The sequence below is a fragment of the uncultured Roseobacter sp. genome (genome assembly GCF_947495025.1).
Classification (GTDB): domain Bacteria; phylum Pseudomonadota; class Alphaproteobacteria; order Rhodobacterales; family Rhodobacteraceae; genus Roseobacter.
Map to the genome: position 1 here is coordinate 1124792 of NZ_CANLXG010000002.1, position 26421 is coordinate 1151212.

General features: G+C 59.7%; 22 protein-coding genes. 9 read left to right on the plus strand and 13 right to left on the minus strand.

The window, feature by feature from the left end:
- Positions 1-11 precede the first annotated feature (11 nt).
- The 5 genes from purH to Q0792_RS13710 all read left to right on the plus strand — a co-directional run bounded on the left by purH (position 12) and on the right by Q0792_RS13710 (position 5405).
- A complete protein-coding gene (purH, locus tag Q0792_RS13690) occupies positions 12-1598 on the plus strand; it encodes a bifunctional phosphoribosylaminoimidazolecarboxamide formyltransferase/IMP cyclohydrolase (RefSeq protein WP_298841520.1) in 1587 nt (528 codons plus the stop codon).
- A gap of 9 nt (positions 1599-1607) precedes the next feature.
- On the plus strand, positions 1608-2093 hold the full coding sequence (gene lspA / locus Q0792_RS13695; protein WP_298841522.1) for a signal peptidase II: 486 nt from the start codon (positions 1608-1610) through the stop codon (positions 2091-2093).
- Between the two features lie 50 nt (positions 2094-2143).
- Entirely contained in the window at positions 2144-2647 is a 504-nt protein-coding gene (locus tag Q0792_RS13700; protein WP_298841523.1) for a DUF3035 domain-containing protein, read from the plus strand.
- Positions 2648-2754: 107 nt separating this feature from the next.
- Positions 2755-4089 (plus strand): pitrilysin family protein, encoded by a 1335-nt coding sequence (locus Q0792_RS13705; protein WP_298841526.1) that lies wholly within the window; start codon positions 2755-2757, stop codon positions 4087-4089.
- Complete coding sequence (locus Q0792_RS13710; RefSeq protein WP_298841528.1) at positions 4086-5405, plus strand: pitrilysin family protein; 1320 nt, start codon at positions 4086-4088, stop codon at positions 5403-5405. Before Q0792_RS13705 ends, Q0792_RS13710 begins: the two co-directional genes overlap by 4 nt.
- A gap of 80 nt (positions 5406-5485) precedes the next feature.
- On the opposite strand, the gene Q0792_RS13715 is transcribed toward Q0792_RS13710, so the two are convergent.
- The 3 genes from Q0792_RS13715 to uraH all read right to left on the minus strand — a co-directional run bounded on the left by Q0792_RS13715 (position 5486) and on the right by uraH (position 9309).
- Complete coding sequence (locus tag Q0792_RS13715; RefSeq protein ID WP_298841529.1) at positions 5486-7828, minus strand: aldehyde dehydrogenase family protein; 2343 nt, start codon at positions 7826-7828, stop codon at positions 5486-5488.
- Positions 7829-7851: 23 nt separating this feature from the next.
- Positions 7852-8856 carry a deoxyribose-phosphate aldolase gene (deoC, locus tag Q0792_RS13720; protein WP_298841531.1) on the minus strand — a complete coding sequence of 335 codons (1005 nt, stop codon included), beginning with the start codon at positions 8854-8856 and terminating at the stop codon, positions 7852-7854.
- A gap of 93 nt (positions 8857-8949) precedes the next feature.
- Positions 8950-9309 carry a hydroxyisourate hydrolase gene (gene uraH / locus Q0792_RS13725; protein ID WP_298841533.1) on the minus strand — a complete coding sequence of 120 codons (360 nt, stop codon included), beginning with the start codon at positions 9307-9309 and terminating at the stop codon, positions 8950-8952.
- 111 nt (positions 9310-9420) lie between these two features.
- Between uraH and puuE the strand changes: the two genes are divergently transcribed.
- The 4 genes from puuE to Q0792_RS13745 all read left to right on the plus strand — a co-directional run bounded on the left by puuE (position 9421) and on the right by Q0792_RS13745 (position 16112).
- A complete protein-coding gene (puuE, locus tag Q0792_RS13730) occupies positions 9421-10833 on the plus strand; it encodes an allantoinase PuuE (RefSeq protein ID WP_298841536.1) in 1413 nt (470 codons plus the stop codon).
- Between the two features lie 477 nt (positions 10834-11310).
- Positions 11311-12630, plus strand: coding sequence for a nucleobase:cation symporter-2 family protein (locus Q0792_RS13735; protein ID WP_298841538.1), 1320 nt, complete (start codon positions 11311-11313; stop codon positions 12628-12630).
- A gap of 405 nt (positions 12631-13035) precedes the next feature.
- Positions 13036-14877, plus strand: a complete 1842-nt coding sequence (gene mutL / locus Q0792_RS13740) for a DNA mismatch repair endonuclease MutL (RefSeq protein ID WP_298841541.1) — start codon at positions 13036-13038, stop codon at positions 14875-14877.
- On the plus strand, positions 14874-16112 hold the full coding sequence (locus Q0792_RS13745) for a DNA recombination protein RmuC (RefSeq protein ID WP_298841544.1): 1239 nt from the start codon (positions 14874-14876) through the stop codon (positions 16110-16112). The genes mutL and Q0792_RS13745 overlap by 4 nt, the downstream gene beginning before the upstream one ends.
- Here Q0792_RS13745 and uxuA read toward each other — a convergent pair.
- The 10 genes from uxuA to Q0792_RS13795 are packed head-to-tail and all read right to left on the minus strand — an operon-like array spanning position 16103 to position 26416.
- Positions 16103-17287 carry a mannonate dehydratase gene (uxuA, locus tag Q0792_RS13750; RefSeq protein WP_298841547.1) on the minus strand — a complete coding sequence of 395 codons (1185 nt, stop codon included), beginning with the start codon at positions 17285-17287 and terminating at the stop codon, positions 16103-16105. The genes Q0792_RS13745 and uxuA overlap by 10 nt on opposite strands.
- Positions 17284-18336: a Gfo/Idh/MocA family oxidoreductase gene (locus Q0792_RS13755; protein WP_298841549.1), complete on the minus strand. Its 1053-nt coding sequence runs from the start codon at positions 18334-18336 to the stop codon at positions 17284-17286. The genes uxuA and Q0792_RS13755 overlap by 4 nt, the downstream gene beginning before the upstream one ends.
- Positions 18333-19334, minus strand: coding sequence for a Gfo/Idh/MocA family oxidoreductase (locus Q0792_RS13760; protein ID WP_298841552.1), 1002 nt, complete (start codon positions 19332-19334; stop codon positions 18333-18335). Before Q0792_RS13760 ends, Q0792_RS13755 begins: the two co-directional genes overlap by 4 nt.
- A complete protein-coding gene (locus Q0792_RS13765) occupies positions 19331-20365 on the minus strand; it encodes a Gfo/Idh/MocA family oxidoreductase (protein ID WP_298841555.1) in 1035 nt (344 codons plus the stop codon). Before Q0792_RS13765 ends, Q0792_RS13760 begins: the two co-directional genes overlap by 4 nt.
- Positions 20362-21246, minus strand: coding sequence for a sugar kinase (locus tag Q0792_RS13770; RefSeq protein WP_298841558.1), 885 nt, complete (start codon positions 21244-21246; stop codon positions 20362-20364). Before Q0792_RS13770 ends, Q0792_RS13765 begins: the two co-directional genes overlap by 4 nt.
- Positions 21243-22124 carry a DMT family transporter gene (locus Q0792_RS13775; RefSeq protein WP_298841561.1) on the minus strand — a complete coding sequence of 294 codons (882 nt, stop codon included), beginning with the start codon at positions 22122-22124 and terminating at the stop codon, positions 21243-21245. The genes Q0792_RS13770 and Q0792_RS13775 overlap by 4 nt, the downstream gene beginning before the upstream one ends.
- Positions 22124-23011 (minus strand): NAD(P)-dependent oxidoreductase, encoded by an 888-nt coding sequence (locus Q0792_RS13780; RefSeq protein ID WP_298841564.1) that lies wholly within the window; start codon positions 23009-23011, stop codon positions 22124-22126. Before Q0792_RS13780 ends, Q0792_RS13775 begins: the two co-directional genes overlap by 1 nt.
- A 12-nt stretch (positions 23012-23023) precedes the next feature.
- On the minus strand, positions 23024-23908 hold the full coding sequence (locus Q0792_RS13785; RefSeq protein WP_298841567.1) for a phytanoyl-CoA dioxygenase family protein: 885 nt from the start codon (positions 23906-23908) through the stop codon (positions 23024-23026).
- Positions 23901-24911, minus strand: coding sequence for a Gfo/Idh/MocA family oxidoreductase (locus tag Q0792_RS13790; RefSeq protein ID WP_298841570.1), 1011 nt, complete (start codon positions 24909-24911; stop codon positions 23901-23903). Before Q0792_RS13790 ends, Q0792_RS13785 begins: the two co-directional genes overlap by 8 nt.
- Positions 24908-26416, minus strand: a complete 1509-nt coding sequence (locus tag Q0792_RS13795; RefSeq protein ID WP_298841573.1) for a UxaA family hydrolase — start codon at positions 26414-26416, stop codon at positions 24908-24910. Before Q0792_RS13795 ends, Q0792_RS13790 begins: the two co-directional genes overlap by 4 nt.
- Positions 26417-26421: the final 5 nt, after the last annotated feature.

Here is a 26421-nt window from a genome sequence, read left to right on the forward strand (position 1 = left end):
GACCCCGACCGATGACCGATCTTGTACCGCTGCGCCGCGCGCTGCTTTCTGTATCCGATAAAACCGGGCTGGTTGAACTGGGGCAGGCGCTGGCTAACAGAGGTGTCGAGCTGCTGTCGACCGGCGGTACGGCACGCGCGCTGCGCGAGGCAGGGCTGACCGTCATGGACGTATCCGAGGCAACGGGGTTTCCCGAAATGATGGACGGTCGGGTCAAAACCCTTCATCCGGTGGTGCATGGTGGCCTTCTGGCCCTGCGGGACAATGGTGAACATGTCGCGGCCATGAACACACACAACATCGGCGCCATCGATCTGGTGGTTGTGAACCTTTATCCGTTCGAAGAGACCGTCGCGAAGGGTGCAGAATACGCCGAAGCGATCGAAAACATAGACATCGGCGGTCCGGCGATGATCCGTTCAGCCGCCAAGAACCACGGTTTCGTATCTGTCGTCGTGGATGTCGCGGATTACGCGCCGCTGATGGCAGAGCTGGCAGATAACGACGGCAAGACCTCTTATGCGCTGCGGCAGCGCCTGGCCCGGACCGCCTATGCGCGGACCGCTGCCTATGACACGGCCGTCAGCACCTGGATGGCAGAACAGGTCGGCGAAACACCGCGCCGGCGGACGTTTGGCGGTCAGCTCGCGCAGACCCTGCGCTATGGCGAGAATCCGCACCAGCAGGCGGCATTCTACACCGACGGTTCTGCCCGGCCAGGCGTCGCGACAGCAGCCCAGCATCAGGGCAAGGAACTGAGCTACAACAACATCAATGATACGGATGCAGCCTTTGAACTGGTGAGTGAGTTCGATCCGGCAGACGGGCCGGCCTGCGCCATTATCAAGCACGCAAATCCTTGCGGCGTTGCGCGTGGCGCGACGCTGGCCGAGGCCTATTCCCGCGCGTTTGACTGTGACCGGACGTCCGCCTTTGGGGGCATTATCGCGCTGAACCAGCCGCTGGATGCCGCAACGGCCGAAGAGATCGTGGGTATATTCACGGAAGTTGTCATTGCACCCGGGGCGGACGACGGCGCGCGCGCAGTATTCGCGGCAAAGAAAAACCTGCGGTTGCTGACGACAGACGGTCTGGCCGATCCATCAGTTGCACAGACGGCTGTCCGGCAGGTATCGGGCGGTTACCTGGTCCAGGACAAGGATGTCGGCCGGATCACCATGAACGACCTGAAAGTGGTGACAGAACGTGCGCCGTCCGAGCAGGAAATGGCAGATATGCTCTTTGCCTGGACGGTGGCGAAACACGTGAAATCCAATGCCATCATTTACGTCAGGGACGGCGCAACCGTAGGCGTGGGCGCAGGTCAGATGAGCCGCGTCGACAGCACACGCATCGCCGCCCGCAAAGCCGAAGATATGGCAGAGGCCATGGGCCTGCCCGCGCCGCTCACCAGGGGTTCGGTTGTGGCATCGGACGCCTTTTTCCCGTTTGCCGACGGTCTGATCACCGCTGCCGAAGCCGGGGCAACGGCGCTGATCCAGCCCGGCGGTTCGATGCGTGACGACGAGGTCATTGCAGCCGCCAATGAGGCGGGCCTTGCGATGGTATTCACTGGCATGCGCCATTTCCGTCACTAGGAGAGGCCGATGCGGCTCATCGCTCTGACAGCTTTTGCAGCTTTCGCGCTTGATCAGATCAGCAAGTATCTGGTGATCCATGTGATGGAACTCTGGCGGATACGCTCGGTTGATGTGCTGCCGCCCCTGCTGAACTTCCGGTATGGGGAAAACCGCGGGATCAATTTTGGTCTGTTCGGGGATGGCTCGGACACAAGCCGGTGGATTCTGATCGGTCTGGCTGTTGTCATCTGCGCGGGTGTCCTGTTCTGGGCGCGCCGCGCACCGCTGGGAACAGTGGCGCAGATTGGCGCAGGGTTACTGGTTGGCGGGGCGATGGCGAATGTTCTCGACCGCCTTATCTATGGTTACGTGCTCGATTTCCTGAACATGTCCTGCTGCGGGATCAACAACCCCTTTGTGTTCAATGTGGCAGATATTTTTATTTTTGCCGGTGCCATTGCGTTGGTATTCTTTGCACCGGATGAAAAGAAAAGTGCCGAAAAAGGGCAGTGACATTCCCCGCGCGCCTGTCGTATCAAAGGCAGCACAGAAGGAGAGACAGCATGCACCGTCCGGTGGCCCTGATACTGATCGCGACCCTGCTCAGCGCCTGCGCCAACAACGGCCTGCGAGAGCTGAGATCAAACGGGACGGGCCCGGATGAGTTCCTTGTGGAACCCAAGGCGCCCCTGCAGACGCCTGACGATCTGACAGCGCTTCCAACGCCAACACCCGGTCAGGGAAACCTGACCGACAACGATCCGCTGTCGGATGCGGTTGTTGCGCTTGGCGGGCGACCATCAGACCCGAACGCGGGCGTTCCGGGCACGGATGGGGCCATTGTGACGGCTGCATCGCGGTTTGGCGTCACGCCTGAAATCCGCTCGGAACTTGCAGCGGAAGATGCGGAATTCAGACGCAGGCAGGCGCGGTTCACCCAGATCAGGCTTTTCCCGCAGGACCGGTATAACGAGGCCTACAGAAGCCAGGCGCTGGACCCCGATGAGACCGCGGAACTCTGGCGGCAGGCCGGTGCCCGGACGCCAAGTTTCCCTCCTCAGTTCTGATCTTTGCACCGACCCGCTGTAACATTCCTGCCAGCATGACTTGAACAGAACTGGTTGCGGCGTACCTCTTAGCCCAGAACAGCGTTTTGCCGGACCGGAGACCCCTGATGTTCACAACTGCCCTGCGCGCAGCAGTCATTGCACTTTTGCCCGTTTCGCTTGCTGCGGATGAAGAAGCGGTGACCACTTTTGAACTCGACAACGGCATGCAGGTCGTGGTGGTCGAGGACCATCGCGCGCCCGTCGTGCAGCACATGGTCTGGTACCGCGCAGGGTCTGCTGATGAGCCGCCGGGCTCATCCGGCGTTGCGCATTTTCTGGAGCATCTGCTGTTCAAGGCCACCGACACTCTCGAGGCGGGTGAGCTGTCGGCGACCGTGGCGCGGAACGGCGGACGGGACAATGCCTTCACCTCCTATGACTACACCGCCTATTTTCAGCGCGTCGCCGCAGACCGTCTGGAGCTGATGATGCGTATGGAATCAGACCGGATGCGCAACATCCGTCTGACGGAGGAAAACATCCTTACGGAGCGCGACGTGATCATAGAGGAACGTAACCAGCGCACAGAGAACAACGCGGGGGCTCTTTTCGGCGAACAGGTGGCTGCAGCTCAGTTTCTGAACCACCGTTATGGCCAGCCGATCATCGGGTGGATGCATGAAATGCAGACGCTCGATATGCAGGATGCACTCGCGTTTTATGAGATTTATTATTCCCCCAACAATGCTGTTCTGGTCGTCTCTGGCGACGTGACGCCAGAGGAAGTGCGTCGTCTGGCGGAGAAATACTATGGCGTAATTCCCGCAAATCCCGACCTTCCTGAACGCGTCCGTGCAGAAGAGCCGCCCCAGACCGCTGAGCGCCGGCTTATTTTCCGCGATGCGCGCGTCGCGCAACCCTATGTGAGGCGGTCTTATCTCGCACCCGAACGGGACCCGGGCAGCCAGGAAACGGCTGCGGCACTGACCATGCTGGCCGAGATACTGGGCGGGGGGCAGACTTCTTTTCTGACCGAAGAGCTGCAGTTCAACACGCAGATCGCAACCTTTACCGGCGCGTTTTATCGCGGTGTGTCGCTGGACGACACGACGTTCAATCTGATCGTGGTACCGACGCCTGATGTCTCGTTACAGGAAGCAGAAGATGCCATGGACGCGGCCATTGCGAAGTTCCTTGAAGAAGGTCCGGACCCCGAACAGCTTGAACGGATCAAGCTGCAGATCCGGGCCGACCTTATATATGCGCGCGACGATGTTGACCGGATAGCAAACCGCTATGGTCAGGCGCTGACATCGGGGCTGACAGTAGAGGACGTACGGGCGTGGCCGGATGTTCTGCAGGCTGTAACCGAGGAAGATATTCTGCAGGCTGCGCGCGCCCTTTTCGACAGGCGTGCGTCCGTAACAGGCTGGCTGATGCGTGAAGAGGTGACCCAATGATCCGTTTTTTTCTGACGTTGCTGACTGCTGTGATGGTGAGCTTTCCTGCGGCAGCAGCCGTAGATATCAAAGAGGTCAGATCACCCGGTGGGCTGACAGCCTGGCTGGTTGAGGACCAGTCCATTCCCTTTGCCGCACTGGAAATCCGTTTCCGCGGTGGGGCATCCCTGGATGCCGAAGGCAAACGCGGTGCAATCGCGCTGATGTCCTATATGCTGGATGAAGGCGCCGGCGCGCTGGATGCCCGTGCTTTCGCCCGTGCCTCAGAATCCCTGGCCACGTCCTTCGGATTTGACATCAGCGATGATGAACTGTCGGTCTCGGCACGATTTCTGACCGAGAACAGGGACGCCTCGATGGAACTGCTGCGGTCTGCTCTGCTGGAGCCACGCTTTGACGCTGATGCCATCGAACGCGTCCGGGCACAGGTACTCTCGGGTATCCGGTCTGATGCAAAAGATCCCAACGCCATAGCCGGTCGGACAATGGATCAGATCATCTGGGGTGATCATCCTTATGCAACGGCTCTGGAAGGAACTGAGGAGAGCGTTTCCGCACTGACCCGCGATGACCTTGTTGCGGCGCATCGCGCGATCTTCGCGCGGGATCGTATTTACATCGGTGCGGTTGGCGATATCTCCGAAGAGGAGCTGGCAGGCCTGATCGATGAACTGCTGGGCGACCTGCCGGAAACCGGTGCACCGATGCCCCCGCGTGCGGAAATCGACATCCCGGGCGGTGTGACCGTCGTGCCGTTTGAGACACCGCAGTCTGTCGCAATTTTTGGTCAGGCGGGAATTTCGCAGGACGATCCGGATTACTTTACGGCTGCTGTGCTCAACCATGTGATCGGTGGTGGCTCGTTTGAGAGCCGCCTGATGACCGAAGTGCGCGAAAAACGTGGCCTGACCTACGGCGTTTATTCATACCTTGCGCCCAAAGATCTGGGCGAAGTCTACATGGGATCGGTGAGCTCTGCCAACGACAGGATAGCTGAAGCGATCGACGTGATCCGGGCTGAATGGCGTCGGGCAGCAGAAGAAGGTGTGACCCCTTCGGAGCTTGCGGATGCCAAGACCTATCTGACCGGAGCCTATCCGCTGAGGTTTGACGGAAATGCGCGGATTGCCCGCATTATTGTCGGAATGCAGATGCTGGGTCTGCCGATCGATTACGTCGCAACCCGCAACGACAAGGTCGAAGCAGTAACGATGGACGATATCCGGCGCGTAGCAGCAGATCTGCTGGATCCGGATGGACTGCATTTTGTTGTTGTCGGCCAGCCAGAGGGCGTGGAATCGACCGCCGGCAACTGATCCGGTCTGTCGAAATGAGACGCTGTCGCGTCACGCCATGTCCCCGGACCTGAGCGTTCCGGGTGTGGGCGGCGGACCGGTTATTCGCCGTAGGGGACCCAGACGTTTTTCACTTCCGTTGCCGCATCGAGGAAAACGCGTCCCTGCCCCTCGGCCCCCATCCAGTCGCGGGCCAAGCCATTGTTCACCCAGGTCCGTTTGAGATTACCGGCAGATCCGTGTTCGACAATGCCGGACAATTCTGCCGCGCCGAAGCACCAGACAGCGTCTATGTCGAGGTGCCTCGCCATAGTGTCGGCGACGTCAGCCTGCGCACCGGTCAGGATGTTCACTACGCCGCCGGGAACGTCGGACGTTTCGAGAACCTGGATGAAATCCGTGGCTGCGAGCGGGAAGGGTTCAGAAGCACTGAGGATTACCCGGTTTCCCATAGCGATGGCCGGGGCCATGCAGGAGATCAGCCCGAGCAGCGGGGCTGTAGCCGGGCAGAGTGCGCCGATCACACCGACTGGTTCGCGCATGGCAAGCGCCACGCCCCGCATGGGCACTCCATGTACCTGCCCGTCGAATTTGTCCGCCCATGCGGCATATGTGAACAGCCGTTTGACCGCCGCAGTCACCTCTGCAGCACCGGTTTTTCCTCCCTGCATGTCATTGAGGCGCCGGGCAAATTCAGCGCTTCGCGCACTGAGATTCTCGGCGATATAATAGAGGATCTGTGCCCTCAGATGCCCGGTGGTTCTGGCCCATGACGCGGCACCTTGAGCAGCTTCTGCGGCGTTGCGCAGATCCTTGCGGTTAGCGCATGAGGCGTGCCCGAGCAATGCGCCGGATTTTGACCAGACGGGTTGTGAGTAACCACTGTCAGGGCGTGCCTGTTTGCCGCCGATATAAAGTTTCGCTGTCCGGTCGAGCGGGTCGGAAGGAGATCGGTCACCGGAAAAAGCGGATATTTCACGAAGCTTTTTGCTGCGACCCCTGGGCCGGGTGTATCCCGCGAGCCCTTCCCAGCCTCCTTCGCGACCAAAGCCGCTCTCGCGCACGCCGCCAAAACCTGCGGCGGCATCCATCATGTTTGTCCCGTTGATCCAGACGATGCCCGCGGCAAGTTTCGGCGCAATGTCCAGTGTGAGATTGACGTTTTCGCTCCACACAGACGCAGCCAGCCCGTACCGGGTATTGTTGGCAAGTGCGACAGCCTCCGCAGGTGTACGGAAAGTGCAGGAGACGAGCACAGGCCCGAAAATCTCTTCCTGCATCAGGGTGTCCGCGGGGTTCAGACCAGTGATCAGCGTAGGAGGATAAAAACATCCCTCTGCAGGCATCTCGGTAGCCGCGACATGCGTTTCGCCTGCAGAATTCGCGCTCACCAGTTCAGAGATCGCCGCGTGCTGAACGGGGTCAACGATGGCACCCACGTCGATGCTTTTATCGAGCGGGCTGCCTACCCGGAGCTTGTCCATCCGGGCGCGCAGTTTCGCGTAAAATGCATCGGCCACCGGTTCATGCACCAGAAGGCGGGAGCCTGCACAACAGACCTGGCCCTGATTGAACCATATAGCGTCAACAAGGCCCTCAACCGCGCTGTCCAGATCGGCATCATCGAAGACAATGTAGGGCGATTTACCTCCAAGCTCGAGGGTCAGCGCCTTGCCGCTGCCTGCCGTGGCCTCGCGGATCCGGCGCCCGACCGCTGTGGAGCCCGTGAAGGCGATTTTATCGACGTCTGCGCCGACGATCATCTCGCCCACGGCACCATCACCGGTTACGATGTTCACAACACCCTCTGGCAAACCCGCCTGGCGGCAGATGTCTGCAAACAGCAGCGCAGTCAGAGAGGTGTATTCAGCGGGCTTCAGAACCACGGTATTTCCCATCGCCAGAGCCGGCGCGATTTTCCAGGCCAGCATCAGCAGCGGAAAATTCCAGGGGATAATCTGCCCACAAACGCCAAGGGCCTGGCGATCTGGCAGTTCGTCTTCCATCAGCTGGGCCATGCCGGCATGAAAATAGAAATGCCGTTGCGCCAGCGGGATATCGATGTCGCGGCTTTCGCGTATGGGTTTGCCGTTGTCCATTGTTTCCAGCACGGCAAAAAGACGGCTGTGTTTTTGCAATAACCGGGCCAGTGCATAGAGAAATCTTGCGCGCCCGTGCCCGCCAAGTTTCTCCCACCCCGGCTGTGCCCGCCGCGCGGCCGCAACAGCAGCATCCACGTCACCTTTCGTGCCCTGCGTCAGCGTGGCGAGCACCTCTCCGGTGGCAGGATTGCGGCTGTCGAACCCTTCGCCGGGAGGCGTGAACGACCCGTCGATGAAATGACCGAACCGGTTCCCCCGTTCCGCCAGCCATGCCAGCGCTTCGGCAGCGCTTTCCGGGGCCTCGCCATAGTCCATCGTTTCAAATATTTCGGAGACGGTCATGCGCCGGTCCTTTCAGCAGGAGTTCAGCCAGCAGCGTGGCGGTAGCCGGCTGAATAAGCGCCGGTTACGTGGTGTTCGAGTTGTCGCTCGATGTCGTTCAGCAAAGATGAGGCTCCGAACCTGAACAGGTCAGGTTGCAGCCAGCGATCCCCCAGCTCTTCCTTCATCAGCGCCAGGTAGGTGATTGAATCCTTTGCCTTTGAAATACCGCCCGCGGGTTTGTAGCCGACGCGGTATCCGGTGCGCTCATAGTACGCACGTATCGCGCGTATCATCACGAGCGAAACAGGCAGGGTCGCGTTTATGCTTTCCTTGCCGGTCGAGGTTTTGATGAAATCAGCGCCCGCCATCATGCAGATGACCGATGCCCGCGCGACGTTCCGCAGGGACCCAAGCTCGCCGGTTGCCAGAATGGCCTTGACGTGCGCTTCGCCGCATGCCGCGCGAAAGGCACGCATCTCGTCGTAGAGCGCCTGCCAGTCGCCGGACAAAACATGTCGCCTTGAGATCACGATATCAATCTCCGAAGCACCGGCTTTGACGCTTTCCTCAATCTCTGCGATGCGCAGATGAAACGGAGACAGTCCTGCAGGAAATCCTGTGCTTACGGCTGCGACGGGAATGCCCGTGCCCTGCAGCGCGGTTACGGCGGCCGGGATCATGTCGTGATACACGCAGACCGCACCGGTCGTAATCGCTGGCATGCCCAGTGCGTCCAGCGTGTGTCGGGCGATCGGTTGCCGGGCTTTGGCACAAAGGCGGTTCACACGCCGGCTGGTGTCGTCGCCCGAAAGAGTTGTCAGGTCGATGCAGGTCACAGCACGCAGCAGCCAGGCAGCCTGATGCGTCTTTTTGACGGATCGCCGCGCAGGCAATTGTGCCGCACGGCGCTCAATAGCTGATGTATTGGCCTGCAGGCTCGAAACCCAGTCCATATCCAGTTCGGTGCCGGGGTTGCGGGGTTCTGTTACCTGTGGCAGCTGATGCGCGGCAGCCAGAGAGGCCGCGTCTGTTGTATGGCTTTGCATGGTTTCGCCTTTCAGGAGGTCAGTTCGAAAATCGCACGCGCCGTCCGCGTTGGCAAGGCAGAGGCAGCCGGATCGTCGCGACGTTCCGGCAGGTCAGCTGCCGCGATATGTTGAGTAGCCGAACGGCGAGAGCAGCAGCGGTACGTGGGTATGCGCGTTTTCGTCTGAGATACCGAAACGGATGGGGATACTGTCCAGGAACCGGGGCTCCCCGCCAGGATTACCCATGGCATCCAGATAGGCACCCGCTTCGAAGATCAGCTCATAGTTACCGGCCCGGAGCTGGCCCGCTGGCAGAATGGGAGCATCGGTCCGACCGTCTGCATTTGTCACTGCCTCGGCGATTTTGCGGTGGCTGTTGCCCGAGACGCGGTAGAGCAGAATGCGGATACCTTCGGCGGGAATCCCACGCGCCGTATCGAGTACGTGAGTTGTCAGATATCCCTCGGGCACAGGTCGGCCTCCGTCTGTATTGCAGAGCCGCACCCTGCCTTTGCCGATTGCGAATTGCAACGCAGCGTGTTGTCAGCAATGAATAGGGCCGAACTTCTGGGAGATGCCTGCGTGACCCGCTACCCCCGTGATTTTACCGGATACGGTGCCAGCCCACCGGACGCCCGATGGCCCGGCGGCGCACGGATCGCCGTCCAGTTTGTGGTAAACTACGAAGAAGGTGGCGAAAACTGCCTGCTGCACGGTGATGCGGCCTCCGAAGCGTTTCTTTCTGAGATTGTCGGTGCGCAGCCCTGGCCCGGACAGCGCCACTGGAACATGGAATCGATTTATGACTATGGCGCGCGCGCCGGGTTCTGGCGCCTGCACAGGCTTTTCGCAGGTGCCCGCATTCCAGTCACCGTTTATGGCGTTGCGTCGGCTCTTGCGCGCGCGCCGGAGCAGGTGGAGGCGATGCAGTCTGCCGGCTGGGAGATCGCAAGCCACGGCCTGAAGTGGATCGACTACAAGGATCACACCAAAGAGGCTGAACTCGCTGACATGCGCGAAGCGATCCGGTTGCACACAGAAGTTACCGGCGCTGCTCCGCGTGGCTGGTACACCGGGAGGTGTTCTGAAAACACCGTTGCTCTCGCCGCGGAAACCGGCCAGTTCGACTATATTTCGGACACCTATGATGACGATCTGCCCTACTGGACGCAGATGGGCGGGCGTGATCAGCTGATCATTCCTTACACGCTGGACTGTAACGACATGCGCTTTGCCACGCCGCAGGGCTTCAACTCGGGCGATCAGTTTTTTGCCTATCTGCGCGATACTTTTGACACGCTTTATGCGGAAGGAGCAGCGGGTCAGGCCAGGATGATGTCTGTCGGTCTGCACTGCCGGCTTATCGGCCGGCCGGGTCGCGTGCGTTCGCTGGCCAGGTTCATCGAGTATATTCAGGGCTTCGAGGGAGTATGGTGTCCGCGCCGTATCGACATCGCAGAACACTGGACAGCGCACCACCCGCCGGTTGCGCGGGTGCGCCCGTCGCAGTTGGACAGGGCCTCTTTTCTCGACCATTTCGGCGGCATTTTTGAGCATTCTGCATGGATTGCCGAACGTGCGTTCAGGCTGGAGCTTGGTCCGGCGCATGACAGCGCCGCAGGGCTCCATTCTGCGATGGCGCGTGTTTTCCGAAGCGCGTCCCACGATGAACGGATGGGTATTCTGAGGGCACATCCGGACCTGGCGGGTAAACTGGCGGCTGCACAGCGGTTGACCGCCGACAGCACGCACGAACAGGCCAGTGCGGGTCTTGATGCCCTGACCGACCGGGAACGCGCCTCATTTGAAAAGCTGAACGCGGAGTATGTTGCCAAACACGGTTTTCCCTTCATCATCGCGGTGCGCGACTATGACAAAGCAGGTATTCTGCGCGCCTTCCACAGGCGGCTCGAACATGCCACCGATATCGAGTTTTTCGAGGCCTGCCGTCAGGTAGAACGTATCGCACGCCTGAGACTGGAGGCCCTGCTGTGAGGTGTGGCTTACCGCCATTGGGGAATCTTTGCGGTCTGGTTTTGTCCCCCTGGCCGGGCGGTCAATCCTTGCTACTGCCGGCGTTTCTGCACCCGTGCGGTGGTCTCCTGGTTGCGGCTGGCGGGTCGCAACCGGCGTCTTTTTCAGCCTGACCGCAGGCCAGCCTCAGGTACGCACCCGGCATAGCGTTGATGCGGCAGCAGCCCGGCTTGTCTGTCAGTTACACCGCAAATTTTCGCAGCTGTCGGGGCAGGCCGGCCCTGCCTGTCCGGGACAGTTCGGACCAGCTGTCAGCTTTCTGCCAGAGATCCTGTCGGGGTACCCAAGCCACTGGCACTGCCCGGAAATTTTGCAGCCGCCAACCTCATCAGAGATATACCTGCGCGGGGAGCGGTTTTGCTTGATCCAGCTGTAATTGTCGTCCCATAACATCCGTGACCCGAGAAAAGCGGGCAAAAAAAACGACAGGGACATAAAATGACAGATCAGACAACAGGCGTGTACAGCGACCCGAACCAGACACCGCCACTGGCGCAGGCAGTCCCGCTGGGGCTGCAGCATGTGCTGGCGATGTTTGCCTCCAACGTGACGCCCTCGATCATCGTGGCGGGCGCCGCCGGGCTTGCCTTCGGTGGACCAGAGCAGGTCTACCTGATCCAGATGGCAATGCTTTTTGCAGGCGTTGCGACACTGTTTCAGACAATAGGCATCGGGCCGGTTGGCGCGCGGCTGCCGATCATGCAGGGGACGAGCTTTGCCTTTGTCGGCGTTCTGGCGGGTATTGCCGCCACCCAGGGACTGAGCGTTGCGCTGAGCGCCTGCATCATTGGCGGCGTTGTGCATTTCATTCTCGGAGGGTTCATCAGACACCTGCGCTGGCTTTTCCCGCCTCTGGTCACCGGTCTCGTCATCCTCGCCATCGGGCTCTACCTCATCCCGGTCGCGATCAAATACGCGGCAGGAGGTGCCGCCAAATTCCAGATGGAGGCCGAAAGCTTCGGGTCGCTCATGCACTGGTCAGTGGCACTTTCAGTGGTCATCGTCGCCCTGGTTCTGAAGTTTTTCACCAAAGGCACGCTTTCAAATGCGGCCATCCTTGCCGGGCTGGTCGTTGGCTACCTTCTGGCCCTTGCCATGGGAATGGTGAATTTTGCACCGGTTGCAAATGCCAGCTGGTTCACGGCAATAACTCCGTTGCCTTACGGGTTCGAATTCTCTGCTGGTGCGGTTATCGCCGTGACGCTGGTTTCTCTTGTCTCGGCCATCGAAACGGTAGGCGACACGTCTGCCACCACCAAAGCCGGTGCAGGGCGTGAAGCCACAGACGACGAAATCTCGGGTGCCACCTATGCAGACGGTCTTGGTACTGCAGTGGCGGGGGTCTTCGGTGGCCTGCCCAACACATCCTTCAGCCAGAATGTCGGTATTGTCGGCATGACAGGGATCATGAGCCGCCACGTTGTCACCATCGGCGCTGTTGTTCTGATCCTGTGCGGTCTGGTTCCCAAGATCGGAGCGGTCATCGCTTCGATGCCCCTGCCTGTGCTGGGCGGCGGGGTAATTGTTATGTTCGGAATGGTCGCTGCAGCGGGCCTGAACGTTCTGAGCGAGATCGAGATGAACCGCCGCAATATGGTGATCATCGCTGTGTCGCTGGCGGCCGGTCTTGGCCTCAACCTGGTGCCGACTGCGGTCCAGTATCTGCCCGGCGTGGTCAAAACGCTTGCCACATCGGCAGTTGCGCCAACGGCTCTTGTGGCCATCGTTCTGAACCTGTTGCTGCCGGACGAGGTCTGACAGTCTTTTTTGGAACTTGGACTTCTCCGCCGGAGGCACGCTGATGTGTCACCGGCGGGACAGAGTGCCCAAATTGTCGTGCATCGTCGCCGTTCATCCGGCCGGACACGACCTGCTGCAAAGTGCGCGCAGGTCTTGGGCCATCGCAAAACATGGGAAACCTGCCTGGTTCTGCGTCTGTGGGCCCTTTAAGATACGCGCGCTGAGACAGCCTGGGGCACGCGGGATGTGCACGGGGCAGATACCTAGGATCGGTTATCAGCGAGGCCATATCGCCTGCCGTTGTGTTCTGGAAGGAAGAGGCAATGCAGGAGCAGATGATCGCTGTGTTAAGGGCCGTCACGGGTATCCGGCACCTATGTTTCCGGTTTCAGAATCGCGGGAGTTCATGCTAAGTTTTGCGGTATGACGCTGACGCACCCCAACATAGGCGAAAAACGCCCCGTTATCAGACAACTCGACGAAGGCGCTGTCAACCGCATTGCCGCTGGCGAAGTTGTCGAACGGCCAGCCTCTGCGGTGAAGGAACTTGTTGAGAACGCAATCGATGCCGGAGCGCGTCGGATCACGGTTGAATATGCCGACGGTGGCAAGACCCTGATCCGGGTGCAGGACGACGGATGCGGACTGACAGCCGATGACCTGCCGCTCGCGCTGTCACGCCATGCGACGTCAAAGATCGACGGCTCTGATCTTCTCAACATTCACACGTTCGGCTTTCGTGGCGAGGCCCTGCCATCGCTGGCGGCGGTTGGCCGGCTGACCATCACCAGCCGAACAGAAACACAAGAGGGCGTGGAGATATCCGTGTCGGGTGGTCAGTCTTCGGCGATCCGGCCTGCGGCTTCGCTGCAGGGGACCACGGTTACGTTGCGCGACCTGTTTTTTGCCACGCCGGCCCGGCTGAAATTCCTGCGCACAGACCGCGCTGAGGCGCAGGCAATCGGCGATGTCATACGTCGGCTTGCCATGGCTGAACCGTTTATCAGCTTTATCCTGCGCGATGTGTCCGGAGATGGTGCACCCCGGGAAATTTTCCGCGCCGATGCCCAGCAGGGCGATCTGTTTGATGCGTTACACGGCAGGCTGTCGCGCGTCCTGGGGCGCGAATTCGCTGAAAATGCGCTGAGGATCGACGCAGAGCGCGAGGGTCTGCACCTGACCGGGTTTGCAGCGTTGCCAACCTATTCGCGTGGCTCGGCTGTGGCGCAGTACCTTTTTGTCAACGGACGTCCCGTGCGTGACAAGCTCCTGGTGGGCGCATTGCGGGGGGCTTACTCTGATTTTCTCAGCCGCGACCGCCACCCGGCGGCGGCGCTGTTTATCGACTGCGATCCAAACCTTGTGGACGTGAATGTTCATCCCGCAAAATCCGAAGTGCGTTTTCGCGATCCGGGTCTCGCGAGAGGACTGATCGTTTCGGCCCTGCGCCACGCTCTTGCCGAAGCAGGTCACCGGGCGTCGACGACAGTGGCCGGCGCGACACTCGGTGCGATGACCCCGGAGCCGACCGGCGCCCGCGTCTACCAGATGGACAGGTCCTTTGCAGGTCCTCGCCCGCAGGCATTCGCGCCCCGGACGCCGCAGTTTGATGAGGCCGCAGCCCCCTGGGGGCGGGTCGAAGAGATACCGGATACCGCGATGGAAGAGGCGGCAGAGCCTCAGGACTATCCGCTGGGGACCGCCCGTGGGCAGGTGCACGAGAACTATATCATCGCGCAAACAGCAACGGGAATGGTCCTTGTGGACCAGCACGCGGCACACGAACGGCTGGTGTATGAAAAGCTGAAAAACCAGATGGCGGAAAAAGGTGTCGCGTCCCAGGTACTGCTGATCCCGGAAATCGTGGATCTGTCGGAAAGCGACTGCACCCGGCTGATGGATCATGCCGGGGATCTCGCCCGCCTTGGTCTGGTGCTTGAACCTTTCGGGGGCGGTGCGATTGCCGTGCGTGAGACACCGGCCATTCTGGGCACTGTTGATGCGCGCGCCATGGTGCTGGACATACTGGATGAGCTGACAGATCAGAACAGTACTGACACCGTAAAGGTGCGCATTGACGCCATTCTGAGCCGGGTGGCCTGCCATGGTTCTGTCCGCTCCGGGCGCCGTATGCGGGCCGAGGAAATGAACGCACTGCTGCGCGAAATGGAAGCCACGCCGCATTCAGGGCAATGCAACCACGGGCGCCCGACATATGTGGAGCTGAAACTCAGCGATATCGAACGATTGTTCGGACGCACATGATTGAGATTGCCGGACATTCCTATGCGCTGGGCGATCCCCTTGTGATTGCAGCGCTGGCGGGTGCGGGGGTTATCCTGCTGATGCTCGTTTTGCTGATCATGGCAGTGCGCGCTGCTGGTCGTTCAGCGCAGATTGCGGCGCCCCTGTCGCAGCAGATCGGCATTCTTGATCAGCATGTCCGGCAACTGGGCGCAGGCCAGGAGCAGCTCCGTGGCGGTTTGCAGACCGTGTCCGATACCCAGGCCAACACGCAGACCCAGGTGATCCAGACCGTCGAGGCCCGCCTCGCCTCCGTACAGCAGCAGATGCAGGACCGCCTGGCCGATAATGCCATGCGTTCGCAACGCGCGCTGACAGAGATGCAGGAACGGATGAAAGAAACCCTGCATGGCTCGTCAAAACAGACGACGACATCGCTCACACAGCTGCAGGAACGACTGGCGTCAATCGACAAGGCGCAGGACAATATCACCCGCCTTTCGGGGGATGTTCTGTCTCTGCAGGATATCCTGAGCAACAAACAGACCCGGGGCGCGTTTGGTGAAATCCAGCTGACGGATATTGTGTCCAAAGCGCTGCCGCGTGACAGCTACAGCCTTCAGGCGACCCTCTCCAACGGCAAACGGGCAGACTGTCTGATCCACCTGCCCAATCCTCCCGGGCCGATCGTCATCGACAGCAAATTCCCGCTCGAGGCCTACGAGGCGCTGCGCCGTGCAAAAACTGACTATGAACTGACCGAGGCGGCGAAACTTCTGCGCGCGTCGGTGAAAAAACATATATCCGACATTTCCGGAAAATATATCCTCGAGGGCGAGACCGCCGACGGTGCACTGATGTTTCTGCCCTCAGAGGCGGTCTATGCCGAACTGCATGCCAATTTCCCGGAGCTTGTAAGGCTGGGTTTTGACGCGCGCGTCTGGATTGTGTCACCTACGACGTGCATGGCGACGCTGAATACCATGCGGGCAATCCTGAAAGATGCCCGGATGCGTGAGCAGACCGGAGCCATCCGCAAAACGCTCAAACAGCTGCACCGCGATGTGGAGATCGTTGTCGAACGGGTCGGCAAGCTGAATACTCATTTTGGACAGGCGCGTGCAGATCTTGACGGGATATCCACAGCGGCAGAACGGGCCGGTAAAAGAGCCGCCCGTCTGGACAACTTTGACTTTGAGGAAATCACTCAGGACGATACCGACAAAGTCGTACCCCTGACTAAACCTCAGGGCTGACAGGCCGCCATGATACCCCGCAGCTCGGCAAGCCCCCGCATCCTGCCAATCAGCGGGTAGCCCGGCATACTGTCCGTTTCCAGATCACTCAGGAGTTCCTGACCATGATCAGGGCGCATCGGGATCTCTGAATCCTCGCGGCCCGCTGACCTGCGGCGGGCCTCTTCCTCCGAAAGGGCCCGGATCGTCGCTACCATGTCTGTATCACCTTCCAGGTGTGGCGCTTCGTAAAAATCCGGCCGTGCCGGGTCCGGACCCGGTACCCGTTTCGTGTTCCGCAGATGCACGAAATGAATGCGTGCGCCGGCCTGCCTGACAAAACCGACCGGATCAAACCCCTCTGCCACACCAAGCGAGCCGGTGCAGAGTGTCGCGCCGCTGGCCGGTACATCAACGGCGTCCAGGACGCGCACGTAATCCTGTGTCGAGGACATAACCCGCGGCAGCCCCAGCAGAGAGAAGGGTGGGTCATCCGGATGGCAGCACAGCCGGATACCGCAGGTTTCGGCGTGTGGTGCAACTTCTGACAGAAAATCAATAAGGTTCCGGCGCAGCCTTTCACGGTCGATGCCGTCATAGGTGGCCAGTCGCTCTGCCACATCAGACAGCGTCCAGGAGTCGTTCGCGCCGGGCAGCCCTGCAATCACCGTATTCTGCAGCATCGTCTTCTGTTGGTTCGAAAGGTCAGCAAACCGTTCTGCAGCGCGTTCCCGCAGAGCCTGATTATAATCGTCCGGTGCTGACGGCCGCCTGAGAATGTGCAGGTCAAAGACGGCGAAATCCAGCAAAGAGAAATGCATCGCGTTACCGCCATGCGGCTGAGGAGACCGGAGGACAGTGCGGGTCCAGTCAAGAATGGGCATGAAGTTGTAACAGACAGTACGCACACCTGCCGCGGCCAGGTTGCTCAGACTGGCCCGGTAATTTTCAAGGTGATCCTTGTAACCCGAACTCTGTGTTTTGATGGCCTCTGATACTGGCAGGCTCTCTGCCACGTCCCACGAAAAGTCATCAGCTTCGAGCAGCTCAATACGCATGCGTATGTTTTCTGTGCTCCATATCTCTCCCGGAGGGATATCATGAAGCGCAGTGACAATGCCTTCGACACCTGCCTGGTGCAGCTGTGCCAGTGGTATTTTGTCGTTTGGCCCAAACCATCGCCAGCACTGTTTCATGGTTGCCATCCTTCGTAGAGGGGGTGCCCGGACTCAAGGGGCAGGCTCACACGATCACCAGTACGCGCCGCATGGTAAATTGCGGTGACAAGTGCCACAGATGCAGCCCCGTCTGAAAGTGTGACTGCCCGGTTTGGTTCTTTACTGAGGGCTGCGGCGACTTCTTTCAGAAAACCGCTGAACCCAACGGGCTCGTCTGGCGTGTCTGCCAGCAGATCATCGAGTTTTTGCTGCAGGGCCGGATCGCGTGTTGCAAACTGCCACTCGGCTGATCCTGGTGCATACGGCGATGTGCCCGAAGTTGCAGTCAGGTGTTCAAACACCAACCGGATCCGCGTTTCATCAAATGCAGCGCCCAGAGTCACGGAACTCGTAGCAAGCGCGCCATTCTGCAGACGAAAACACAGCGCCGCGCAATCCTCGGTTTCGATGGGATTAATACGCGTCGTGGTCATCGCCGACACTTCTGCAACCGGCCCCATGATATGAGTGATCAGATCATGATTGTGGATCGCGTGCCCCAGCACCGCGCCACCCTGTTCTCCTGCCCAGGTGCCCCTCCAGGGAACTGCGTAGTAGTCAGCACCCCGCGACCAGTGGGTTTCAACAGACGCAACCTGCGGCCGACCGGCGAAACCGCTTTCTGTCGCCATGCGCAGTCTGGCCAGTGCGGGACCCCAGCGATACTGAAACACGGGAAACACCTGTCGCGCTGCGCGTTCCGCGGCTGCCCGCATCAGATCAACATCACGCATCGATGTCGCCAGAGGTTTCTCGCAAATCACGTGCTTTCCTGCGTTCAGGGCGCGCAGTGTGACTGGTACATGAAGATGGGGGGGCAGGCAGACGTCAACTACATCGATTTCTGGTCTTTGCAGGGCGGCGTCAATATCCGTCGCGGTCGTGAAACTGTCACCTTCCCGCAGACCCTCCGCGCGCGCTTCATCCTGATCTACCAGCATCTCAACAATGAATTTTTCTGGCAGTGTTCGATAAGCCGCCAGATGCTGACTTCCTATACCGGCTCCCAGAATGGCAACCCGGATCATCGCCCGTCCGCCATTGCCTGAGCCCTTAACGCAAGGTCCATTACCAGAAAGCAGTGGGCCTGTGTCATGGCTGTTTCCGTACGCATCCGTATGTCATTTGCAAGCCTGTCAAAGTATGGCAGGCCAGCGTCTGAGGCATCAATTTTTTCGCATCTGTCACCGTTGACCAGAAGAAGGTGATCGGTACCGTCGCATCCGCCAACATCCACATATTTCCGAAGCTCGATATAGCCTTCGGTCCCGAGTATTGTCAGCCTTCCATCGCCCCAGGTCGGCAGAGCGTCAGGTGTATACCAGTCAACGCGAATATAGCCGGTCCCGTTTTCGCTGCGCAGCGAAATCTCTCCGAAATCCTGAAGGCCGGGGTCTCCTGAATTTGCGTAATTAGCTGTAAATGCGTGTGTAATTTCGGCGGCGTAAGAGCCGGTAAAGTGCAGAAACTGATCAATCTGGTGTGATGCAATATCAGTTAGAATGCCACCATAACGCTCTTTCTCAAAGAACCAGTCGGGTCTGCTGGTCCGGTTGAGTCGATGAGGACCAAGGCCGGCAGTGTGCACAACCCGGCCAATCGCACCGGCGGAGATCAGTTCGTCCGCGCGGGTGACAGCGGGCACCTCAAACCGCTCCGAAAAATTGACAGACCACATGCGCCCGGTTTCAGCGACACAAGTCCTGATCTGGTCAAGCTGGCTATGCGTGGTGCAGCCTGGCTTGTCTGTCATCACATCCATACGGTTGCGCATGGAAAGAACGGCGAGTTCAGAGCGGTCTGACGGCACCGCTGCAATAAGGGCCAGATCTGCTCCGCTCTGCAGAGCATCATCCAGAGTTTCGATGCGGGGGATGTCGGGAAATCGCTTTTTGTATCCCTCAAGGGTGACCGGCGTCCCCTTTGTCCAGAAGCCGATGCATTCTGCACCCGCCTTCAGCATATTCTCGGTCATGCCAAAGATGTGCCTGTGATCAAGGCCAAGAGCAACGAAGCGCAGGGTCATAGTCGGGATACCTCTGTAACGCTTCCGGTTCGGGCCGCGGTTTCCATTGCAGCGATAACGGCCTGTGCAGAGAGGGCACTCCGTCCCGACGCCAGCGGCTCTTTGCCGGAAAGGAGCGATGCCGCAAAATCTTCCAGCACTGTCTGGTGCCAGGCATGGGTAAAGGCCATCGGGTCCGCTCCGCCGCCGGTCGCAGCAGTTTCACCAGACGTAGTGACCGTGCCGTCCAGACCATGGAGCTTCAGCACACCAGACATGAGGTGCGCACTGGCTCTTGTACCCTGAATCGCAATGCTCTCTGGTCCGCCGGGCCAGGCTGCAGTGGTCGCTGTCAGTGTTCCCACAGCGCCGCTGGCAAAAGTAAGAAGGGCTGCCGCACGGTCTTCGGCCTCAAGGTCGTGCAATGGGGTCCGGTGCATCTGTGCCTGCAGGCTTGTCACAGGACCAAGAAGCCACAGCGCCAGATCCAGTGTATGGATGGCCTGGTTGATCATCACGCCACCGCCGTCCCGGGCATACGTGCCACGACCGGGAACATCATAGTACTCCTGGTCGCGCCACCACGGCACCCTGATGTCCACCATGGCCACATCTCCAAGCGAACCTGTCGCCAGTGCGTCCCGCAGATCGCCGGATGCAGCACGCGCGCGGTGCTGCAGAAAGACACCGAGGGGGACATTCGCGTTATCGCACAGGGCGACGATTTCCCGCGCCGCATCCAGCGTCCGTTCAACGGGTTTTTCCATCAGGATGGGCTTTCGGGCCGCGACGAGGCTGGTCACCAGATCCTTGCGCGCGTCTGGCGGCGTTGCGATAATTATGAAATCCGCTTCGTCAATCGCCGTATCATCTGCGTCGGCAAGCGCCGGAACAGCATATCCCAGTGTTCCGCTTGCCTGTTCTGCAAAAGCCTTTGAGCGGACCGGATCGCGTCCCACAACGCCGATGAGCGTCACGGCCGGTTTCGCATCCCGAATGGCCAGCAGGTGCGTGCCGGCGACCATGCCCAGACCGATCAGGATTACCTTCATCTGTCATCTTTCGGGATGATGGCACCGCGGTGCCCAACGACGACAGACGCACATCTGTGGCCGGCCATGAGAGCGTCGTGCTGGCTGGCACCTGACAGAAGAGACCCAAGGTAAGCACCGTTGAAACTGTCTCCGGCCGCAGTCGTATCGACCACCTGTTCGGCCGGTGCATATCGCTGCGATACTTCAGACCCGAGACTGACCGGACCATCGGCCCCCTGTTTCAGAGCACCGCTCATTCCGAGACCGACAAAGCGTTCCAGGACCTCTTCATGCGTCTCCTCAAAGAGCGCCATTTCATCGTCGACAGATGGCAGTGCGATATCGGAACGCGCCCACAACAACGATGTAACGGTTCGGGCAATTGCCGGATCTTCCCACAGCCGCGGGCGAAAGTTGCTGTCATAGACAAACCGGACAGAAGACTGCACAAGCCAGTCGAGCAGTGCCAGACGTACAGGATGCGGCAGGATCGCCATGGTGATGCCGGACAGATACACCACGTCATAGTTCGCCAGAACCGAGAAATCCGGCTCTTTCTTTCCCTGAAACAGACGTCGCGCCGCGGACGATCCACGCCAGTAGGTGAAGGAGCGTTCACCATCTTCTGCAGTCGTGATTGCGTATAATCCGGGCGTCTGGCCCGGCAGCACTGCAATGTTGCTGCACCCGATACCCTGACCTGCAATAAAGTCACGGATCTTGGCTGAAAAGGGATCGTCGCCTACGCAGGTGACGTAATCCACGGCGAGGGACGGTGCGCTTCTTTTCATGTAAATTGCCGTATTCAGCGTGTCACCCGCCACGCCGACGGCTGCTGTGTCGCCGGACATCGACAACTCCACCATGGCTTCGCCAACACATGCGACTTTCAGACTCATTCCTGCTCCCGCTTCCAGATTATCAGACCCGATACAACAATGATCAAAGCACCGGCGACAGTCCACAGGTCCGGCAGGTGATCAAAAACAAGCCAGCTGAAACCGGCGATATAAATCATAAAGGAATAGGTGTAGGGCATCAGCGTACTGGCCGAGCCAAAGAGATGCGCTGTGGTCAGCAACTGGTGGCCCGCCCAGCCGCACACGCCAAGCCCGATCAGAAGGCACCACCCCAGCAGATCCGCCGGCATGACCCAGGCCCAGATGGCAAAAGGCAAAAGCACGGCCGTACCGAGCGCGCCCATATAGAACTGCATCGTTTCCGTGGCGACCAGCCCGGCAAGCCGGCGCGTCATCAGCGAATAGAGTGCCAGAGCGGTCGCATTATACATCGGCAGGATCATTGCGGGATGGAAGCTTTCTCCAAACGGGCGGATGACCACCAGAACACCTGCAAACCCCAGAAGAATAGCGGCCCAGCGCCAGGGGCCGATCTGTTCTTTCAGCACCGTAAGCGACAGGAAGCACACGATAATCGGGCTGGAAAACATGATCGCAGAGATCACAGTCAAAGGCAGGAAGTTCAGCGCATAGAAATTTCCCAGTGTGGCCGAGATCAGCAGCGACGACCGGAAAATCAGCTCGAAAAAACGGCCGGTTCGCAGCCGTTCCGCGTCGAACCCGTTACGGAAAGTGACGGCCAGGGAAATGGCAAAATGACCGGCATAGCGCATGAAAGCCAGCTGAAAGGCCGGAAAACCCGCCAGAACCAGCCATTTGGCCGAAGTGTCCACCAGTGCAAAAAGAAACCATGCCGCCAGCATCATCACAATACCCAGTTGCGGCCTGTGTTCCTGTGCGCGGGCGGCGACTGCCATTACTTGCCGAACCGCGCCGCGAAGAAGTCGACCATCTGGCTGACCATGTCATCCGCCTGACCACTGTCCCGGGCTTCGGTTAATGCCGTCAGTGCGCAGCGTGACATGATGCTGTCCACACCCGCATCATCCGCCATTTGTTTGTAATAGCCTACGTCCTTGGCCGCATTCTTGATGGCAAAGGCGAGCTGGTTCGGGTCACCATCCACGCCGTATCCTTTTACAAAATCCATCATGCCCGAGTGCAGCGGGCCAGCGGCCATAACGCTGTAGACCTTTTCGCGGTCGACCCCGGCAACGTCCGCCATGGCAAAGGCTTCTGCCATCGCGTTTGCCACTGTCATGCCGAAAAAGTTGTTGATCAGCTTGATGGTATGGCCAGATCCAAGGGTTCCAAGGTGAAAGACATTCTCGCCGAGGTCCTTCAGCACAGGCTCAACCCTGTCAAAGGCCTCTTTGTCGCCGGAGGTCATGATGTTCAGCAGCCCGTCCTTGGCGTGTGAAGGCGTGCGCCCCAGCGGCGCATCCAGGTACGTCCCGCCTGAAGCGGCGACCTTTTCACCCAGCATCCGCGTGCTGCCAGGCAGTGATGTGCCAAAGTCGATGACAACGGCTCCCGGTTTCATCCCGGCAATCACACCTTCATCGCCCAGCATCCGGCTTTCGACGTGCTCCGACGTGCCCATGCACAGCATAATGATGTCCGATGCGGCGGCGACGTCGCGCGCGCTGCCCGCCTCGGTCGCGCCACGGCCCAGGGCCTGATCGATGTAAGTGCGGTCACGGTTGCCCAGAACGGTCAGGGCATAGCCCTGATCCTGTAGCCTGCCGACCATGGCACCGCCCATAAGTCCGAGGCCGATGAAACCGATTGCTGGCTGCGTCATGTCTGTCTCCTGTCAGATGGTGTCAAAGGCACGCTTCTTCATGCCTTTCTGAATTTCGTAAATGGAAATGGGTACATCCGGTTGCGGCTGCGGAATCCGGACCGGAATGTCCTTCAGGCGCGGGTTCTTTGTCGTCTGACCGCACAGCATCCGCGTGTCATAGTCCTCGATCCCGTCCCATTTTGTCATGGACCCCATGATCGGAAAGGCATCCGCCGCCATCATCTCATAGAACAGAATCCGCCGCGCACGGTCCGATGTGTTCAGCGCCGACCCGTGCACAATCCGACCATGATGGATGCTGACGGATCCGGCCGGTCCCGTCAGCTGAACCGCGTCCTCGGGGTTCAGGCCGTTTTCCTCCGGCAGCATGGCACCTGCGAAAACGCCGTCTGCGTGGTGATCAAAAACCGGGCCTTTGTGACTGCCCGGATAGACCATCAACGGCCCGTTTTCCGGTGCCATATCATCAAGAATGACTCCGATGGCAAGGATGTCGTCATTGGTGTGCGGGTAAAACGCATAGTCCTGATGCCACTCAACAGCGGCACCGTAACCTGCTGATTTCATATTCAGTTTCGTGGTGTGTAACCGCAGGTCCGGACCAATTAGATCGCGCGCAGGTGCAAGGACATGATCCGAATACATCAGGTCGCGCACCACGTCCGATATCGTGTGCGGTAGTTTGATCCGGCGCAGCCGTGGGTCTGTGGCGGTATGGCTGTCTTCCAGATCGAGACGTTCGTTACTGGCGGTCATGGTGGCCGCCTCTTCTTCAAAACGCGCGATTTCGGCGTAGATTTTCGCCAGCCATTCTGCCGGGATGCGGTCTTCCAGAACGAGGTAGCCGTGCTCCTCGTAGTGGGCGATCTGATCCGGTGTCAGTGTTTCAGGCATAGCGCTTTACTCCGGGTGCTGTTGTCAGCTGTTCTTCGATGTCCAGCGCTACGGACAGCGTGCGCGCGGCATCCGCCACGTCGATGAGCGGTCTGGCGCGTCCTTCCATAACGTCGAGGAAATGATCCAGCTGGCTGTCGAGGGGTACGGTCACATCATCAGATTGTGACAAATTCTCGGGTACTGCGGGTTCTGACCAGTCGCTGCCACGCCAGAGCGTCATGGAGGGAAAACTCACAGCACCCTTTGTTCCCGTAATCCACATCATATCCTGTCCGGTGGTGCCGATATTGGGGTTTTCGCCAGTGCCGGCCTCAAAACCCCAGGGGCTGGGCGCGGTATCCGCAAAGCTGATGGTGCCGGTTGCACCGTTTTCAAAACCCAGCGCCACTGCACCGCTTTCAAGGCGGTCCGTTCCGCGCAACGCGCGGCCGGGCAGGGCGATGGTCTGGGTGATTTCACCCACAACATGCCGCAAAATGTCGATGTCATGCACCAGGTTGATCATGACCGGGCTGCCCCCGGCCGTGCGCCAGTTCCCCATGAAGTAGTCATCAGGTTTGCGCATGGCCCAGATCAGAGAAACGGTGACCACCTCTCCGATTATGTCGCCTGCGAGCAGTTCTTTGAGCCGTGCAACGCGTTTATGATACCGGCGGTGGTGGCCGACCAGTGACTGCACCTCTGCCTTCTCCACAGCCTGCTGCACCGCAAGGGCCCCGGCCATATCACCGGCCACGGGTTTTTCGATCAGCATATGCCAGCCACGCGATGCCGCGTAGATACCGTGGGCACTGTGCAGGTGGGTGGGGGTCGCGATGATCACCCCGTCCACATTGTCCGGCGCGTCGGCCATATCGGCAAACCGCGTGACCGACCCATCATTCATGCAGTCCGGGTCCGGATCGACCAGTCCGGCAAGCGCGCAGCCTTTGTGTGCGCGCACGGCCCCGACATGCCGCGCGCCGATCAGCCCGCCACCGACGACAAGGATGCGTTTCACATCACCGCTCCGATCTGCCATGGGACAAATTCATAGTCCCCCAGCCCCTGCGCTTCGGACTTGCTGGCTTCGCCAGAGGCCACGCGCAGGAACATTTCATAGATCTCGCGGCCCTTCTCCTCGACGCTGACGCCTTCGGTCAGAATGGTACCGGCATCCACGTCCATATCTTCGTGCATGCGTTTTGCCATCGCGGAATTGGTGGCAACTTTGATCGTCGGGCTGGGTTTGGAGCCAAAGGCCGAGCCGCGCCCGGTGGTAAAGCAAACGAGGTTACACCCTCCGGCGATCTGGCCTGTGACCGACGCCGGATCGTATCCGGGGCTGTCCATAAAGGTGAAGCCGCGCGCGTTTACCGGTTCGGCGTATTTGTAGACACCCATCAGCGGGGATGTCCCACCTTTGGCCGCGGCCCCCAGCGATTTTTCCAGGATGGTGGTCAGGCCACCCTTTTTGTTGCCGGGCGAGGGGTTGTTGTCCATCGATCCCTTGTTGCGGGCTGTGTAGTCTTCCCACCAGCGGATCAAGCCGATCAGCCGGTCGCCCGTTGCACGATCCCTAGCCCGCCGCGTCAGAAGATGCTCGGCACCATAAATCTCGGGCGTTTCGGCCAGAACGCCGGTGCCGCCCTGAGCAGCCAGCAGGTCGCAGGCATACCCCAGGGCCGGGTTTGCGGTGATCCCCGACCAGGCGTCGGATCCGCCGCACTGCAGGGCGACTTTCAGCTCAGATGCCGGGCAGGGGGTTCGCGTCGCCTCATTTGCGATGGGCAGCATTGCCTCAATCTTCCCGATGCCCATCTCGACCGTACGCCGCAGACCGGCCACTGACTGGATATTCATCACCTGAAAGGCCGGGCCCTGTTCCAGCCCGTAGGCTTCCAGCAGCCAGTCGATCTGGTTCATCTCGCAGCCCAGACCAACCATCAGCACCGCAGCATGATTGGGATGGCGCGCATAGCCCCACATCACACGCTGCAGTGCCTCGAAGCCGTCACCGCTGTCGGCCATCCCGCAACCAGTGCCATGCACAAAAGCCACGACGCCATCCACATTCGGATACTCCGCCAGCCGCTCGGGCGTGAAATGAGCCGCAATCTGACGCGCGGCGGTGGCTGAACAGTTTACCGAGGTGACAATTGCGACGTAGTTTCGGGTACCCACCGCGCCGCTGGATCGACGGTATCCCATAAAAGTGTCCCGCGCATTCTCTTCTACAGGCGTCACAGGCCGCAGGTCCGTCGAGAATTCATAGTCAGCGCCGGTATTCCGGAATTCCACGTTCTGAGTATGCACATGATCACCGGCAGTGATGTCGCCCGCGGCATAACCGATTATCTGAGCATATTTGCGGATGGGCGCGCCGGCTGTGATATCTTCGACGGCGATTTTGTGCCCCGATGGGATCAGCACGCGCGTGGTGACGCCCTCAACAGCTACACCGGCCTCCAGCGCACGGGTTGCAGTCACGACATTGTCGGACGGATCAAGACGAACGGTGTCCATGTTGT

What these genes read in the sequence shown, in the direction of transcription:
- Q0792_RS13755 (WP_298841549.1), bottom strand. Translation starts at nt 18,336, where the DNA reads ATGATCCGGGTTGCCATTCTGGGAGCCGGTATAGGAAGTCAGCATCTG.
- Q0792_RS13765 (WP_298841555.1), bottom strand. Translation starts at nt 20,365, where the DNA reads ATGAAGGTAATCCTGATCGGTCTGGGCATGGTCGCCGGCACGCACCTG.
- mutL (WP_298841541.1), top strand. Translation starts at nt 13,036, where the DNA reads ATGACGCTGACGCACCCCAACATAGGCGAAAAACGCCCCGTTATCAGA.
- Q0792_RS13735 (WP_298841538.1), top strand. Translation starts at nt 11,311, where the DNA reads ATGACAGATCAGACAACAGGCGTGTACAGCGACCCGAACCAGACACCG.
- lspA (WP_298841522.1), top strand. Translation starts at nt 1,608, where the DNA reads ATGCGGCTCATCGCTCTGACAGCTTTTGCAGCTTTCGCGCTTGATCAG.
- Q0792_RS13710 (WP_298841528.1), top strand. Translation starts at nt 4,086, where the DNA reads ATGATCCGTTTTTTTCTGACGTTGCTGACTGCTGTGATGGTGAGCTTT.
- purH (WP_298841520.1), top strand. Translation starts at nt 12, where the DNA reads ATGACCGATCTTGTACCGCTGCGCCGCGCGCTGCTTTCTGTATCCGAT.
- Q0792_RS13785 (WP_298841567.1), bottom strand. Translation starts at nt 23,908, where the DNA reads ATGCCTGAAACACTGACACCGGATCAGATCGCCCACTACGAGGAGCAC.
- Q0792_RS13700 (WP_298841523.1), top strand. Translation starts at nt 2,144, where the DNA reads ATGCACCGTCCGGTGGCCCTGATACTGATCGCGACCCTGCTCAGCGCC.
- Q0792_RS13770 (WP_298841558.1), bottom strand. Translation starts at nt 21,246, where the DNA reads ATGAGTCTGAAAGTCGCATGTGTTGGCGAAGCCATGGTGGAGTTGTCG.
- Q0792_RS13795 (WP_298841573.1), bottom strand. Translation starts at nt 26,416, where the DNA reads ATGGACACCGTTCGTCTTGATCCGTCCGACAATGTCGTGACTGCAACC.
- Q0792_RS13760 (WP_298841552.1), bottom strand. Translation starts at nt 19,334, where the DNA reads ATGACCCTGCGCTTCGTTGCTCTTGGCCTTGATCACAGGCACATCTTT.
- uxuA (WP_298841547.1), bottom strand. Translation starts at nt 17,287, where the DNA reads ATGAAACAGTGCTGGCGATGGTTTGGGCCAAACGACAAAATACCACTG.
- deoC (WP_298841531.1), bottom strand. Translation starts at nt 8,856, where the DNA reads ATGCAAAGCCATACAACAGACGCGGCCTCTCTGGCTGCCGCGCATCAG.
- Q0792_RS13745 (WP_298841544.1), top strand. Translation starts at nt 14,874, where the DNA reads ATGATTGAGATTGCCGGACATTCCTATGCGCTGGGCGATCCCCTTGTG.
- Q0792_RS13715 (WP_298841529.1), bottom strand. Translation starts at nt 7,828, where the DNA reads ATGACCGTCTCCGAAATATTTGAAACGATGGACTATGGCGAGGCCCCG.
- Q0792_RS13705 (WP_298841526.1), top strand. Translation starts at nt 2,755, where the DNA reads ATGTTCACAACTGCCCTGCGCGCAGCAGTCATTGCACTTTTGCCCGTT.
- Q0792_RS13775 (WP_298841561.1), bottom strand. Translation starts at nt 22,124, where the DNA reads ATGGCAGTCGCCGCCCGCGCACAGGAACACAGGCCGCAACTGGGTATT.
- Q0792_RS13780 (WP_298841564.1), bottom strand. Translation starts at nt 23,011, where the DNA reads ATGACGCAGCCAGCAATCGGTTTCATCGGCCTCGGACTTATGGGCGGT.